This is a genomic window from Leptothermofonsia sp. ETS-13 (assembly GCF_049200465.1).
Classification (GTDB): Bacteria; Cyanobacteriota; Cyanobacteriia; order Leptolyngbyales; family Leptolyngbyaceae; genus Leptothermofonsia.
This window is the reverse complement of record NZ_CP120836.1, coordinates 780,558-795,328: the sequence shown is the minus strand read 5'-3', so window position 1 is coordinate 795,328 and position 14,771 is coordinate 780,558. Positions and strand designations below refer to the sequence as shown.

General features: G+C 49.2%; 12 protein-coding genes. 2 read left to right on the top strand and 10 right to left on the bottom strand.

What is annotated here, in order from left to right; genetic code table 11:
• Window positions 1-9: 9 nt before the first annotated feature.
• The 9 genes from P4D80_RS03640 to dxs form a co-directional block, all read right to left on the bottom strand.
• On the bottom strand, window positions 10-387 hold the full coding sequence (locus P4D80_RS03640; protein ID WP_421657488.1) for an EamA family transporter: 378 nt from the start codon (window positions 385-387) through the stop codon (window positions 10-12).
• Entirely contained in the window at window positions 387-1,295 is a 909-nt protein-coding gene (locus P4D80_RS03635) for a hypothetical protein (protein WP_421657487.1), read from the bottom strand. The genes P4D80_RS03640 and P4D80_RS03635 overlap by 1 nt, the downstream gene beginning before the upstream one ends.
• A 128-nt stretch (window positions 1,296-1,423) precedes the next feature.
• Complete coding sequence (locus tag P4D80_RS03630; protein WP_421657486.1) at window positions 1,424-2,089, bottom strand: acetyltransferase; 666 nt, start codon at window positions 2,087-2,089, stop codon at window positions 1,424-1,426.
• Window positions 2,086-2,721, bottom strand: a complete 636-nt coding sequence (locus tag P4D80_RS03625) for a class I SAM-dependent methyltransferase (RefSeq protein WP_421657485.1) — start codon at window positions 2,719-2,721, stop codon at window positions 2,086-2,088. The genes P4D80_RS03630 and P4D80_RS03625 overlap by 4 nt, the downstream gene beginning before the upstream one ends.
• Window positions 2,711-3,631 (bottom strand): glycosyltransferase family 2 protein, encoded by a 921-nt coding sequence (locus tag P4D80_RS03620; RefSeq protein ID WP_421657484.1) that lies wholly within the window; start codon window positions 3,629-3,631, stop codon window positions 2,711-2,713. The genes P4D80_RS03625 and P4D80_RS03620 overlap by 11 nt, the downstream gene beginning before the upstream one ends.
• A complete protein-coding gene (locus tag P4D80_RS03615) occupies window positions 3,628-4,323 on the bottom strand; it encodes a WbqC family protein (RefSeq protein ID WP_421657482.1) in 696 nt (231 codons plus the stop codon). Before P4D80_RS03615 ends, P4D80_RS03620 begins: the two co-directional genes overlap by 4 nt.
• A gap of 172 nt (window positions 4,324-4,495) precedes the next feature.
• Window positions 4,496-6,346 (bottom strand): glycosyltransferase family 39 protein, encoded by a 1,851-nt coding sequence (locus P4D80_RS03610; protein WP_421657481.1) that lies wholly within the window; start codon window positions 6,344-6,346, stop codon window positions 4,496-4,498.
• Between the two features lie 242 nt (window positions 6,347-6,588).
• Entirely contained in the window at window positions 6,589-7,674 is a 1,086-nt protein-coding gene (mtnA, locus tag P4D80_RS03605; protein WP_421657480.1) for an S-methyl-5-thioribose-1-phosphate isomerase, read from the bottom strand.
• Between the two features lie 238 nt (window positions 7,675-7,912).
• Window positions 7,913-9,817: a 1-deoxy-D-xylulose-5-phosphate synthase gene (gene dxs, locus P4D80_RS03600; RefSeq protein ID WP_421657479.1), complete on the bottom strand. Its 1,905-nt coding sequence runs from the start codon at window positions 9,815-9,817 to the stop codon at window positions 7,913-7,915.
• Between the two features lie 194 nt (window positions 9,818-10,011).
• Between dxs and P4D80_RS03595 the strand changes: the two genes are divergently transcribed.
• Window positions 10,012-10,725 (top strand): hypothetical protein, encoded by a 714-nt coding sequence (locus P4D80_RS03595; protein WP_421657478.1) that lies wholly within the window; start codon window positions 10,012-10,014, stop codon window positions 10,723-10,725.
• A 232-nt stretch (window positions 10,726-10,957) separates the two neighbouring features.
• On the opposite strand, the gene P4D80_RS03590 is transcribed toward P4D80_RS03595, so the two are convergent.
• Entirely contained in the window at window positions 10,958-12,382 is a 1,425-nt protein-coding gene (locus P4D80_RS03590) for a proton extrusion protein PcxA (protein WP_421657477.1), read from the bottom strand.
• A gap of 122 nt (window positions 12,383-12,504) precedes the next feature.
• On the opposite strand from P4D80_RS03590, the gene P4D80_RS03585 reads away from it, so the two are divergent.
• Window positions 12,505-14,676, top strand: a complete 2,172-nt coding sequence (locus tag P4D80_RS03585) for a recombinase family protein (protein WP_421657476.1) — start codon at window positions 12,505-12,507, stop codon at window positions 14,674-14,676.
• Window positions 14,677-14,771: the final 95 nt, after the last annotated feature.

The following is a 14,771-nucleotide window of genomic DNA, read 5'->3' as shown; positions in this document are numbered from 1 at the left end:
CCTTACCCCTTAACCACGCGCCGCCACTGTTGTCCCCAGAACAATTAACATCACCCCAATCAGCTTTGGTGGTGTCAAAGGTTCTCTCAGCAACACGCCGCTTAAGATCAGCACCATCATAAAATTCAAACTCATAAATGGATAGGCGTGACTGAGTTCAAACTTCGTCATCGCCGCCATCCAGGCTAAGGCGGCCAGAAACGCGGCTGCAAAACTGGAGAAAATTGCAGGGTCCAGAAGCAGTGATAAAAGAAATTGAAGTTTGCTGACTGGATCTACGGGAAGTGGGCCGAAATTTCGGATCCGCCATTTGAGAATCAACTGTCCGTAAACAGTAAATCCTATTGTCGCCGCAATGTATAAATAATCCAAATGTCTGAAACTCATTAGAACTCCATAACAGCCAGACCAAACCCGGTCTTGCCGTAGCCATTACCGTTATAAAGCATATAACGCTCACCCTGATGGTCAAAAACAAAAGGATACTCAATCATCTCAGAATCCCAGCCTGTTTCAGACACATCAATCCCCGTTTCATGCAAACGTAATTCCCAGACTTCACCATCTTGGCTGTAAGCATAGCCAATCCGATACTTTTCGCCTGTTCCACTCCGGTAGGAGAACCACATGTGATAGCCTTCATTCCGATCGCCAATCACCGTCGGGCGGGAAAAGGCCTGGGCTACACCCAGTTGGTAGGGCACCGCAAGACCATGACGTTGCCAGCGATGCCCATCAGCTGAAGAGGCATGATTGATCACATGTAGCATTTCACCATTGCCAGCATCCCAGGTGACGGTTGAACCATACCACATGCGGTAATGCCCGTTTTCTTCCTGGATGACCCACGGATAGGACAGGCTCACCCGATCAATGGCATCCACAGCCATGAATGGCTCATCGCTATCCAGGCGTAGAGAAAAGTCGGGCTCAAGTATAAGTCGTCCAATGTCGCCCCGCCAGTGTCCCTCTGCCGGGCATTGCCAGCCCATAAAGAGGATGTAGCGCCGATCGCCCACCTGATAGCAGTTACCAATACTAACACCGCAGGCATAAAAGCTATCTTCCGAACCATACTCAAACACTGGCTTGTCGTGGACATAAACAACCTTACGTTGTTCGATATCCACATCGACAAACCCGACTGAGGAGCGATTTTGGCGATCGCGCCCACTAAAAAAAACCCGATACACGTCCCTCTCTAACCACACAGCCAGTGGATTGGCCGCATGGCTGACCAACTTAGGGTGAATCAATTCCGGACAATAAACCTGTCCCACTTTTCTCCAACGCATTCGTGAACCTTCTAAGTAGGTAGTCATAACTAATCGATAAAGGAGGGGAGTGGGGGCTGCGCCCCCAGGCAGGGGGTGAAACCCCCTCCACCCCCAAAATTATCCTTAATTTAATTGCGCCTCGCTACTTAGATACTCCTCAAGCGACTGCTTGGGATCTTGGCACGCTCAGTGGCATTGCCTACGTAAACACCTTCTGCTTCGGCATCTGCAAGAATCAGGGCTCCCGCGCCAATGACGCATCGTTCTCCAACTTTAATATGATCGCGTAGCGTGGCATTGACTCCAATGAAGCAACATTCGCCAATTTCGACCCCTCCTGAAATCACCACATGGGAGGAAATAAAACAGTGATCATGGATGATCGAATGATGTCCAATATGATTGCCGCTCCATAACGTCACATTATTTCCAATGGTGACAAACGGCTGAATCGTGTTGTCCTCAAAAATAAAACAATTCTCGCCGATCCGGCCCTGATTCAGCACCGTCGCATGGGGGCTGATGAAACTTGCCATTCGGTAATCCATCGCCTTTGCAGCTAGATACTTCTCTTTGCGGATGGCATTGAGTTTTGCATAACTGACTGCAATAAACATCTCGTATTGATTAGGAGGATAGTTCTTATCAATCTCTTCAAAAGGAACAAGGGGCAAATCACAGAAGGTGGGGTTAGTCAGATAATCTGCATCGACGGTAAAGGCGACAACTTCATATTCAGAGTCGGTGGTGAAGTAGTAATGGGCAAGCTGGGCAATATCACCCGCACCAAAAATTACCAGTGGCTTTTTCATACCGACTTCCTCACCAAGATCGTGAATTCATACAGATCATAATCATGCAGTAATGCCACGTTTCGTGAGTAGCGACGCTTGCAAAGATCAAATAAAAAACAGGGGTCGGCATAGTACAGGTTATCCCGCATCTTGTCCACATCTGAGTATGATGTCAAACAGTTGAAGGTAAAACCTTTACGGCTGAAGCGATTTAACACCTCAAGCGTCGTCTCCAGATACTCTTTCCATTCAGAATTGTGATAGCCCAATTTGACATTAAAAATGCCACTCGCCACACTGTAATCTGCTGGCTCTAGCGGTTCCGCAGCCACCATAAAATGCGCATGAGCATGGTTGGCATAGCGCCGCTGAGCAGCACGTATCATTTCCTGAGAAATGTCACAGCCAACGTAACTGAAATGGTGAAACCTCGAAGTAAGGAATTCAAACAGTGCTCCATAACCACACCCAAAGTCATTGAGCGAAAAATGGGCTGGCTGTTGGATAATTTTGCTCAGTTGCTCAAAACGCAGCATCTGGCTTGCTTCGCTGTTCCAATCGACCCCCTGCGGTGTCTCACCGTGTTCAACTAACTTGGCGGAGTAGTAAGCGGCCACATCAGTTAGAATACTGTTTTTCTTATCTGCCATAAACCTGCCGCACGATCGTATAGGGACGCCGTTTGGTTTCGGAGAAGATCTTGGAAAGGTAGATCCCAACAACACCAATAAAAGAAATAATCAAACCACCTAGCAACCAGATTGACGCCATCACCGAAGTCCAACCACTAATGGGTTTAGTGAAAAATAACCAGTAAATTATCAGAAGAATGATATAAATTCCCGCCAGTAATGAAATGAACACACCCAGGTAGAAAATCGCAATCAGAGGCGCATTGCTAAAAGAAGCCACCGCGTTTACCAGGAGCGACATTTTACGACTAAATGTATAGGTGGTTTCACTACCACAAAGCTTTCTGACAACCTGGGGCTTTTGAAAGAAGCCAGTGATATGCCAGAGCCCTGCCATGAAAACCTCCCGCTCTCGGTGACGCAGTAATGCTCTGACATAACGACGAGACATCAGCCTGGCGGTGACAATGTTTTCTGGCAATTCTAACCCGGTGAGAGCATTAAACAGGCGATAAAACCATTGCCCACTCCAGCGTTCAAAGGTACTCCCTTTTCGCCGTTCTTGTACGCCATAAACCACATCACAGTTTTCGATGGTGAATTGCTGGTAGAAACTCAACAGCCATTCGGGTTCTTCTTCCAAATCACTGTCAATTAGAAAAATGAGATCACCTTTTGCATAGGCTAGTCCAGTCATCATGGCTTTGTGATGGCCAAAATTGCGTGAGAGATCAATTAAAACTACGTGAGAGTCACGCTCAGTGGCCGCGATCGCAATATCCAGACTCTTATCGGGCGAACCATCGTTTACCAGCAGAATCTCATAGTCCTCACCAGCTAATTCTCGTGCAGCTTTACCCGCACGCCAGCAGAACTCATCAATATAGGGAGCAGACTTGTAGAGAGTTGAGACGATAGAAAGCTTCATGACTTTATATATTTCATGGACCTGGGTGCGTTCCTACCGCAGTTAAACAGAAGATCGAGAATTGTCACCTCATGGATAAACTCACCCCATAGTTGAGGATACTCTGGGTAACCAGAATAATCGAACCAGGTCAGTTTGATACCCCGCTCCCTAAACATATTTTCTTCGATATAGCCCTGGGCAGAGGGACCAGAGATATACTCACAGGCTCCTGTTTGGCCACAAAGCTCGACTAAACGTTCCGTTTTCCCTTCCACCAGGGTGTAATCCCAGGAGTTGCTGATTTTGGTTGTAATACCCAGGTAGCTACATACGGCTTCGATCAACGTTCGATTCAGTTGACTGAGATGGGTGTACTGTTTCTGGAAATAGAGGGGTTCTAACCAGGCAGCAATTTCCTCGAAATGGGGTGCCCGTCGATAATTTCGCATTAGGGCCTTCCAGTGCGTTTCTGCCCAGTCAAAGCCGTCAATTTCCGTATCGCGAATGCGCTGGAGGTATTTAGACTTTACTTTGACTGGCACAGTCAGCCATTGAACGCCATGAGGTGTCTTGATCTGATTACGGTTGCGCCAATCCCGCCGAGTATACTGCACGTCATCGTAGAGGATGAACTCATCGACGGCGGCGATCATGTCGAAATAGCCCTTCCAGGGAATGTAGTTGGATTGAACGATCGCAACCTTCTTCATACTCCTACACCTTTGAGAAACTGATTAGATGAATGGTACCGAAATAAAAATTTGTAAATCTTCTGGGCTTTGAATTTTATAGGGTGGGCAATACCCACTAGCCCTAATTCACTGCCATTCAACCAACAGATGCATATTGAGTGACCTCTTAAACTACCAGGGCATTTATGGATCAAGTATTAATAGAATTGACCTTAATAAAGGTCATTTTTACTGATAGCTCTCCCTGTTTTATCTCATGAGCGAAGATGAACTGGGCATCAAAACCAAGCTGTTTCAAAGATTGCTCTGCCAGTTCCAGCGCCTCGTTCTTTTGCGACATGATAACCACATTAGGGTTTTGCTGGAATAATGTTTTAACCTGCTCTACCTCTTCTGGAGTAGGATTAGGCTTGAGTGCAGTACTGGGGAAGTTCTCGGTTTGGGGTATCCATCGCAGAGCAGAACAAGCAATAGAGCGATACACCAGTAGTTCATCAATGTTGTACCAGGGTAAGAGTTGTGCTTTCGGATCTACCGATGCAAGATACTGTTGAGTACGAACGGTTAATGAAAAAGCATCTCTCCGTTGCGATCGATTGACTGGATTTGTGAGTATAAAAGTTGGCCCTGGTGCAGGAATGCTAACCCCTACTAAATGAGTCGAAATCAGGTGCGGAGAGGTGTTCATTAATACGGAGGTCAGATTCATGACACCAAAAGATAAAAGCAGGGTGGCTAGTGCTGAACTCAAAATTTTCTGAGTGGGATGGCGCATCAAAACGGATGCAACACCCAGAACCAACCACAGTGCACCTAAAAAGAGAGCAATAGAAATTGCCTGATTGTAAAGAACTGGAGGCTCAGTCGGCGAGCGATACAGAATTAACGCCCACAGAATGATGCCTGAAATGATGAGTGAAAACTGGTACGGTTTAAGGCGATTGAGAACCGTTTCTAGCTGTGAAAGTTGAGCACCGATCGCAATAAAAGTTGATGGCAGGAGATAAGTGGTGTAGAAATAAAATTGAAGTATTGGTTTGCCTCTTAACTCGAAGCCCAAAAATATCAGGACACTCAGCAAAAAGCAGATCTGTAGACTCAGGTTGATTGGCTGAATACGAGGTATTTTTTTGAATTGGCTCAACGTAAACAGCACGGTACCGCTGATTAGTGTAATCAGTGGAAATATGACCCAAAAGCCATTTGATAGCCAAAGTTCCCACCCAATCTTCCAGGGGTTTTTAATTGGAAGAAAGTAAAGGGCAGCATTGACTGAGGGGAGAAAGAAAAGGAACTTCCCATTGAATAAAATGCTGATTATGCCCAGAGCCAGTGTGGCAATGAGTACACCGGTAAGGCTCAGTAAACCACTATAAATAACTGAGTTCCTACGGTATTTAAAATTAGCAAGTAGGTAATAAAGAACCAGTGGTGGAGCAAGCGCAATCCAGAATAGATTACAGTGAATCGCTAACCCATAAAACACTCCACTCAGCACCAGGAAAATTTTCCATTGTTTTTCCTGTGCGGCTAGAACTAATAAATAAATGGCTGCACAGTAGTAGGCTATTCCAAATCCATCCACATAGTTGGAGCCGATCGCTGTCAAAAACCATCCATAGCTACCCATCATGACGGATGCCAGGAGTGCGCTTCTGCTGCCGACTGTGCGCTTTAAGAGTAAATAGATTGAAATAACAGCCAGGTAATAAAAACTAATGTGCAAAAGATATTGGGCAATTAAGGGAGGGAAGAATTTAAACGCTAAATATCCAGGAATAATCTGGGCCAGCCGTGTACCAAAGTAGTAAGTGTGACCAGGTAAGAATTGTTCAAGTCGGAGGAAAAAGCCTAGGTAAAACCATGGATCGATTTGTCCATGAAGATCGAACAGCCAGACGTCATTGTTTAATGCCAGTAGCCAGGGCAGAAACAGAAGTAGCAGCAGGTTCTTATCTACAGTCGCTAACGCAGTAGCAATTCGCTTATACATGTCTTCTGGATTGTTGAGAGGGTAGCGTTGATACCAATTTCCATTCAATACTTAGGGTGATTATAAAGTGCTGGAGGTCGTTTACAAAGTGTAAAGCTGAAAGTGCAAGGTGAGTTTTGCTGAAAAGGTGAGTTTTGCTGAAAAGGATGGTCTGCTATCGTGACTCACGAGTCAATTGACTCTTTCCCAAATCCCTCTTCACCGCGCAAAGGAAACTTCCCTTCCCTACGAGGAAAGGGGTTAGGGTTCGGTCTAGAAGCTTTAAGCAAAAACAAGCCACTTGCAAACGCTCAAACCATTTGCCTGGATGCCAGCTTGGCCTTCAAATCCGCAGGGGCCACTGCACCGTATTCAGTAATGATGGCCGTGATTAAATTCGCTGGCGTAACGTCAAAAGCCGGATTGTAAAATTCAACACCAGATGGGCAAAGCATCGTTTCGCCTACCTGATAAATTTCGCTGGAGTGGCGTTCTTCGATCGGGATCTGGCTACCATCTGCGATAGCAAAGTCAATAGTTGATAACGGAGCCGCCACAAAGAAGGGAATGTTATGGGCTCTGGCAATCAGCGCAACGCTGTAGGTGCCAATTTTGTTGGCGGTATCCCCATTGGCGGCGATGCGATCGGCCCCAACGACCACCACATCAATCATGCCTCGCTGCATACAGTGGGCAGCCATATTATCGGTAATGACTGTGACCGGGATACCTTCCTGAACACATTCCCAGGCTGTCAGTTTGGCCCCCTGCAAGCGGGGGCGAGTTTCATCGGCGTAAACCCGCTCCAGGCGATCGCCCAACCAGGCAGAACGAACCACACCCAGAGCAGTTCCATAGCCTGCAGTTGCCAGGGCTCCAGCGTTACAGTGGGTCAGGATTCGGAGTTTTTGAGGGCTGGAGGGAAGAACCTGAAGTCCATGGTTTCCAATTTGTCTACAGGTCTTCAGGTCTTCAGCGTTAATGTTTTGGGCGGTTTCCAGAAGAATCTGTTTCAGATAATCAACGGGTCCTAGCGTTTGATGGGCGGTTTTCAACATGCGGTCGATCGCCCAAAATAAGTTCACCGCAGTCGGACGGGTCGCTCGTAACCGTTGGGCAACCTGCTCTAACTGAGTTAGAAATTCAGTGCGATCGCGGGTTTTAATCTCCCGTGCTCCCAGATACATACCATAGGCTGCTGCCACCCCAATGGCCGGAGCTCCCCGTACAATCATCGTTTCAATAGCCCAGGCCATATCTTCGTAACGGTGGATATCCACCATTGCATACTCTTTGGGCAGACGGGTCTGGTCAATCAGTAAGACGCGTCCGTTTAGGGCTTCGTCGGGTGACTCACTTTGCCAGATGACAGGGTAAACATGGTTAGCTGAAGACATGGAGAATTCCGATTTTCAGATATAGAGAATAAATAGCTGGGGAGTGGAGGCTAAGTAAGCTTATGCCAATATTTTATGAAGCTTGACATTATCATCTCCCGGCTGTCGCCGTCCCCTTTGGTAAGGGGGACTACAGTGGGTTCTGATTCTACGCATCCTCATATTGAATTGGTATTAGGCACTACCCCCACTCTGGCCCCCATAAAACTGTAGGGTGGGCAGTGCCCACCCTACAAGACTAAACGCTAACAACAGAAGGCTGTTTGCTAAACAGTTTCAAAATTCGTTCCGCCATTTGGGATGGCATCAGACCCAAGTCTGCTTTTGATTCATCGGGAGTGGCGTGGTCAACTAGCTGGTCGGGGACGCCAATGCGGGTCAGGGAAACCATAATATCGGCATCTAGCAATGCTTCAGCGATCGCCGAGCCAAAGCCACCAGGGAGGCAACCTTCCTCCATCGTGACTACACGACCAATTTTCTCTGCCAGAGGCAGAATCAGCTCCGTATCCAGAGGCTTTGCAAAGCGGGCGTTAATCACCGTTGCTTCGATGCCGTGCTCATGGAGGATTTCTGCCGTTTGCATGGCCGGGTAGACCATTGAGCCATAGGCAACCAGCAGCAGGTCATCGCCATTACGCAAAATTTCCCCTTTGCCAATGGGGAGAGGCTCCCAGCCTTCTTCCATCAGGGGCGCACCATAGCCATTGCCTCTGGGATAGCGGAGGGCGATCGGTCCATCATGTTGAATCCCAGTCACAATCATGCGCTGGAGCTCAGCTTCATCCTTGGGAGCCATCAGCACCATATTGGGGATGCAACGCAGGTAGGCGATATCATACATTCCCTGGTGGGTTGGACCATCGGCACCAACAATGCCTGCCCGGTCCATACAGAACAAGACTGGCAGGTTTTGAATGCAGACATCGTGAATAATCTGGTCAAAGGCCCGCTGCAAGAATGTGGAATAAATTGTAGCAACAGGACGCATGCCCTCACAGGCTAGCCCTGCGGCTAAAGTCACAGCATGTTGTTCGGCGATGCCCACATCAATGTATTGTCTGGGTACCCGTTTTTGTAAGATGTCTAGCCCGGTTCCGGTTGCCATAGCAGCAGTAATTCCCACAATGCGGGGATCGTTTTCTGCCAGCTTGGTCAGGGTTTCGCCAAATACTTTGGAATAGCTGGGTGGCTTGGGTTTGCTAGAGGGAGCGGCTTTCCCGGTTGCCAGGTTAAAGGGGTTCTGAGCATGGTAACCAACCTGATCTTTTTCGGCGACCTCATAGCCCTTCCCTTTGACAGTAGCGACATGAACTAGAACGGGACCGGGAATTTTGTGCGCCTGCTGGAAGGTAGCAATTAGTTCTTCCAGGTTGTGTCCATCGATGGGGCCAATATAGGTGAAGCCTAATTCTTCAAAAACAGCCCCAACTTTGGGAACGGCCAGCCGCTTCATCCCTTCCTTGACTCGGCCCAGTTCAGGGCCGAGAGAGTCACCCACAAAGGGCAGGTGTTTAAATTGCTCTTCCAGGTTGTCGCTGATGAATTGGACAGGTGGGCTGAGACGCAGTTTGTTGAGGTAGCGAGGAATGGCACCCACGTTAGGAGAAATGGACATTTCGTTGTCGTTTAGAACAACGAGCAGATTGGTCTTGGGCAGGTGCCCCGCATGGTTAATTGCTTCCAGGGCCATGCCCCCCGTCAGGGCTCCATCGCCAATGACTGCTACGACCTTATGTTTCTCGCCTTGCAGATCACGAGCTAAGGCCATGCCTAGTGCTGCGGAAATGCTGGTGGAGGCATGCCCGGCACCAAAGTGATCAAATTTACTCTCGCAACGCTTTAAATAGCCAGCTACCCCATCTTTCTGGCGCAGGGTGTGGAAACGAGAATAGCGCCCGGTAATGAGTTTGTGGGGATAAGCCTGATGCCCAACGTCCCAGACCACTTTGTCGCGGTCGAGGTCCAGGGTTTGGTAAAGGGCGAGGGTCAACTCGACCACACCCAGACCGGGACCCAAGTGTCCGCCTGTGGCAGCCACGGTTTGCAGGTGTTTCTCGCGGATCTGACGAGCAATTTGCTGGAGCTGGTAAACGGACAGTCCATGCAACTGATTAGGATGGGTGATTTCGCTCAGATGCATACCGGGGTATCCTCTGGATTTTTTATGAACGAATTCATATACGTTTAACACTGTAGTCGATTCCGGTGTCCGAATTCGGCGATACAGAAAGCAAGTTTTTTACATTAGGTGCCTAATAGGCGTTACGTCCGCTTGGGCTCCATTGGAGAAAGCGTGTATCATGCACATTAGTCCGTTTCACCTTGTCTAAAGTCGTGAGCATTCAGTATTCTCAACATCAGTCTCTGCATTCTTCTTTAGCCGCCAGCGGAAGGTTTGTTCGTTACCTGGCTGGGATTGGGGTCACCAGCGGGCTGATCACTTCAGTTGTAGCTGTGCCAGGGGCGATCGCTTTCCCCTCTCCCCTGCCCCAGGTTGATGACTACAAACCCACCCAGAAAGATTTCAACCAATGTACGTCCCGCCTGTTGGAGTTGAATATCTCCGTTGAAGAAGCAACCTGGGCTTGCGCTCGCGCTTTGGTGCCGAGTGATCTGGGTCGGTGTGTCAGTGAAGTGGCAAGAGACGGGGGCATTCCTGCTACCGATGCTCTTTCTGCCTGCCGTCAGGTGCGCCGCCCTAAGGAGATGGCCTCCTGTGTGGTTGCTATAAATCGCAATCTTAAAGAGGCTACAGCATCAGAAGTGTTGGATAACTGCCGTCGCAGTCTGTTTCCTGATCGCTTTGCCGATTGTGTTGTGGGTACCACCCGCGCCGCCAAGAACCCTGCGACCCAGGCCATGAATACCTGTGTCGATGGCGGCTATTTTCCACGGGAAGTAGATCCCACCTTCATCAGCTACCCCCTGGTCGAGCAACCAGAACCTGCTCCTCTACCATCCTACGAACCTGTCCCCACGCCTGCCCCGGTGACGCCCGCTCCTACCACGCCTGCTCCTCCGACTGAAGTGCTGCCACAAAAATATTGACTATCGTTGATTTAGCGAGAAAACGGGAGGGGCGAATGGGGAGTGCTCTGAACTAAAGCTAATGGGCGGTGCCTACCCCGCGATGTATAGCTGGCGCTAGGCTGCTTAGGACATTGGTTTTAAGGGGGTATGGGGGCTTCGCCCTCAGCCAGGGGTGGAAACCCTGCACCCCGTCCTAAGCCTGGTAACTATCGCTGTATCTTTAAACCTGACTTGACGGCAAAACCCACCACTACTCGTTCATATTTCGGTAGGTTGCTACGGCAGAAGGAGAGATCCGGTTCAGGTAACGGAAGATCCAGTATTTAAAGATCGTGTCCAAAATCACCGGGAATGTGGCAATAAACAGAAAAATAAAATCTCGATTGGGTGGCAAGCCGAAGTGTTTCGCGACTCCTTCCAGCAAAATCTCCCAGCCATGGGGTGAGTGAAAGCCCACAAACATGTCGGTAAACAGAATGATGATGAATGCTTTGGCACTATCGCTCAAGCCATAGATCGTTTCATCCAGGAAGGATTTGAGCACAACCACTTCTCGCTGATTCACCAGTATTACGATCGCGAAGGCTATGAGGGAGAAGACATCAGAGAATACGTTGGCGATCGCATTTGACCCCTGCCGATAATTCTCCTTTGCCAGTTCAACCGCCCGCTCTCTGACAAGACACTCCCGGACTTGTTCGCCTGAAAGCGAAATTGTTGACCCAGGGAGAGTTGCCCCATCTACCGCACCTCCTTCCAGCTCAGCTCGACAAGCGACCTCTTGCTCCCCGGTCAATTTGGGTGGCCTACCAATCATGCTGTCGAACCGCAGCCGTTCTTCATAGGTGCGGAGGTCATTGAGGGCTTCTTCCTCCAATTCGGAGTTTAAGAAAACTTGAGCCTGTTCGGGGTGCCTGATATTTTCAACAATTGGGCTAACAATAAAAATTTTGGTCAATTGCTGTGTTAGAAGCGGAACAATAATTAATAGCAAAAGGAACCGAATAGAAATCAGAGTTTTTGCTTTCGTTGTCCGAAAACTTTGAACAACCTGCTGCTCTGAGCTGGGGTCTAAGTCCCGCTTAATCCGATTCAAAGTTCCCAAAATTGATCGGGGCAGAACCCCTGTTTTATCCAGAATCGAATCATCCTCAGGAACCATTTCTGGTGAATAGGCAGGCTTCTTCTCCTGCACTTCTGCCAACAAATCATTTTGCGATAGAGAAGTTGTTCTAGTTCTATTTGTTTGAGAAATGGGAACTAGAGATAAGGAAGTAGATTCTTTTGGTTTGTAGCGATCGATAATGTCATCAATAAACTTTAGCTTCTCTAGCGTAATCTCAGTTCGCTCCCTATCCCGGTTACTCATACCGGGGCGAGCACTGGCAGAGGGATCAGTTGTGCTAAAAAAAGAGCGGCTAGTCTTAAATTCTGACAGGCGAATCTCTGCGATTTTCAGGTATTTCTTTAGCTCGGATTGAAAATAGGCAAAGGTATTATCACTATATTTTTTTTCAATATTTGAAATGGGATTGCCATCGAAGTGTTCATCTTCAATCGCTTTAATCATTAAGGCTGCATCATATGCCTGATCGAGAGCCCTTTCTGGCGTTCCTTCATACCACTGTCGGGCATTCTGCAGCCGCCGATTAATTCTAGTCCAAAATGAAGTCATAACAGCAGGCTCGATAGGGTCTTTGAGTGTTAGAACCAGTAGCCCCAACACTTGAAGATAAAGTGTACTCTAGAACTTTAGAGCACGTAGCAATCCTAACAAAGTCCTCAGAGAACAAATTCGTGAATGGCGAATCAGTTTGGATTACAGGCCCAACCCGAAGTGGCAAAACTAGCCGATTAGTTGAGCTGTTTAGGGAATGGATGGAAGGTCATAGGCAATGGATAGGTAGCAGCCAGGTCAGTAGAGGGCAGAAGCTAGGAGCCCAACCTTCCACTCCAGGTTTCCTTGTCCTGGCGGCCATTGGTGACAACCGGATAGATCTGGTCGATCGCCTCACCGTTGCCACCCAGAGCCGCTATCCGTTTCACTCTACAACACCCCTTGGGTTCTTCCAGGATGAGGTTCTGCTGTTCTGGCCTCTGCTGATTCAACAGCTTGATCTGAAGGCCCAGTTTCCCCTGCGACTGGCTCCAGAGAACGAACAGGAGCTTGCCAGCCGGCTCTGGCAACCAGAGCTTGATCGGGTGCTGGCGCAGCAGTCCAGTTTAATCGCTGCCCGCATGGTGCGGCGATCGCTCGATTTGCTGCAACTGGCCTCCCTCGCTGGAATTCCCATTTCCGATATCCCTTCCATTCTGGAACAGGGACTGGGAGGACAGGTGGATGAATTACCCCTACCTCCTGGCGAAATTGGAGAATTGCTACAACGCTGGCAACACTGGTGTCTGGAGAGAGGACTATTGACCTATGGCATTCTGGCAGGGCTTTACTGGCAATATCTGTTGCCCAATCCCACCTACCAGGAGCATCTGGTGCAACGCTATCAGTGGGTTCTAGCCGATGATGTGGATGAGTATCCGGCGATCGCCCGTTCCCTGTTTGAGGCACTGCTGGATGGAGGAGTCACGGGCGCTTTTACCTTTAACCCCAATGGAGCCGTGCGTCTGGGGTTGGGAGCCGACCCCAACTATCTGGCAGAGCTGGCAAACCGTTGCCGGGTCGAAGAATTAACCGAAAGCCCTGTTCCATCTCTGGGCAAAGAATTCGGTACTTCAGTGGTTGAACTGGTGATGAACCCCGTCTTTTTTGCCAGCCTGCCGGAGTCCATCCAAACGATTCAAACCACTTCACGGGCCCAGCTTTTACAGCAGATTGCAGAAGTGATTATCGAAGCCGTCCAGGTGGGACAGGTGGAACCGAGGGAGATTGCCATTATTGGTCCTGGTCTGGATGCGATCGCTCGCTACAGCCTGATCGAAAGCCTCACCCAACACCAGATTTTTGTCGAGTCCCTGAACGACCAGCGCCCTCTCACCAGTTCTCCCATCATCCGCGCGCTCCTCACCCTCCTTACCCTCGTCTATCCTGGCCTGGGACGACTGGTAAACAGAGACGCCATTGCAGAAATGCTTGTCGTACTATCCGGATATCGGGGCCAGAGAACAGGAAGTGGGACAGACGTAGCAATCGAAGCAAACTCAAAACTCAAGATTCAAAATTTACACCACCCCCTGATCGACCCCGTCCGTGCCGGACTATTGGCCGATTACTGCTTCGCCCCCCATCCTGAGCATCCTCGCCTGCTCCCTGCAAACACCTTCCCCCGATGGGACCGCCTTGGCTATCAGGTTACTGCTGCCTACGAAGATATCGTGCAATGGATTAGCACTCAACAAGCTCAGTTGGAACAACGCCTGATTCCCAATGCCGTTTCGCTACTGGATCGAGCCATTCAGTTCTTTCTGCTAGGCGGTGGTACTCTTCCATTTGACCAGCTTTCCGCCCTCCGGCAATTGATTGAAACGGCTCAGCACTACTGGGAAGTGAATAGCAGGCTCAAAAGCCGGGAACGTTACGAATCACCTGCTTATATGACCGTCAGCCGCTTTATTCAACTACTGAATAGTGGCACAGTAACTGCAAACCCTTACCCCGTGCGCCCAATGGGACCCGCCAGCAATGCAGTGACACTGGCAACAGTGTTTCAGTACCGCTCGAACCGTCGAGCCCATCGCTGGCAGTTCTGGCTGGATGCCGGTTCTCCCCGTTGGCTGAGTGGCATTGATGCTCTGTTTGGTGCCCCACTCTTCCTGCACGAATGGTCGGGACGGGCTTGGACAGCTGTCGATGCGATGGAGTCAAATGAACGCCGCCTGCGTCGGATTTTGCTAGACCTGTTGGGGCGAACGGCAGAAAAAGTTTACCTCTGCCACAGCGACCTGGCAACCAATGGGCAGGAGCAAACTGGGGTCTTGTTATCGCTGGTGAATGTGGCAGTGCCTTATCAGTAAGGAGAGTGTGGCGGATAGAATAATAGCATGTTAGCACTACTATAGATTTGGGCAGGTGCAGGGGTTCCACTCCTGGCTGGAGGCACAGCCCCCAC

Excerpts from the sequence above, each read along its gene's own strand:
- P4D80_RS03620 (WP_421657484.1), bottom strand. The coding sequence starts at position 3,631 with ATGAAGCTTTCTATCGTCTCAACTCTCTACAAGTCTGCTCCCTATATT.
- P4D80_RS03615 (WP_421657482.1), bottom strand. The coding sequence starts at position 4,323 with ATGAAGAAGGTTGCGATCGTTCAATCCAACTACATTCCCTGGAAGGGC.
- P4D80_RS03635 (WP_421657487.1), bottom strand. The coding sequence starts at position 1,295 with ATGCGTTGGAGAAAAGTGGGACAGGTTTATTGTCCGGAATTGATTCAC.
- P4D80_RS03590 (WP_421657477.1), bottom strand. The coding sequence starts at position 12,382 with ATGACTTCATTTTGGACTAGAATTAATCGGCGGCTGCAGAATGCCCGA.
- P4D80_RS03625 (WP_421657485.1), bottom strand. The coding sequence starts at position 2,721 with ATGGCAGATAAGAAAAACAGTATTCTAACTGATGTGGCCGCTTACTAC.
- P4D80_RS03640 (WP_421657488.1), bottom strand. The coding sequence starts at position 387 with ATGAGTTTCAGACATTTGGATTATTTATACATTGCGGCGACAATAGGA.
- P4D80_RS03630 (WP_421657486.1), bottom strand. The coding sequence starts at position 2,089 with ATGAAAAAGCCACTGGTAATTTTTGGTGCGGGTGATATTGCCCAGCTT.
- mtnA (WP_421657480.1), bottom strand. The coding sequence starts at position 7,674 with ATGTCTTCAGCTAACCATGTTTACCCTGTCATCTGGCAAAGTGAGTCA.
- dxs (WP_421657479.1), bottom strand. The coding sequence starts at position 9,817 with ATGCATCTGAGCGAAATCACCCATCCTAATCAGTTGCATGGACTGTCC.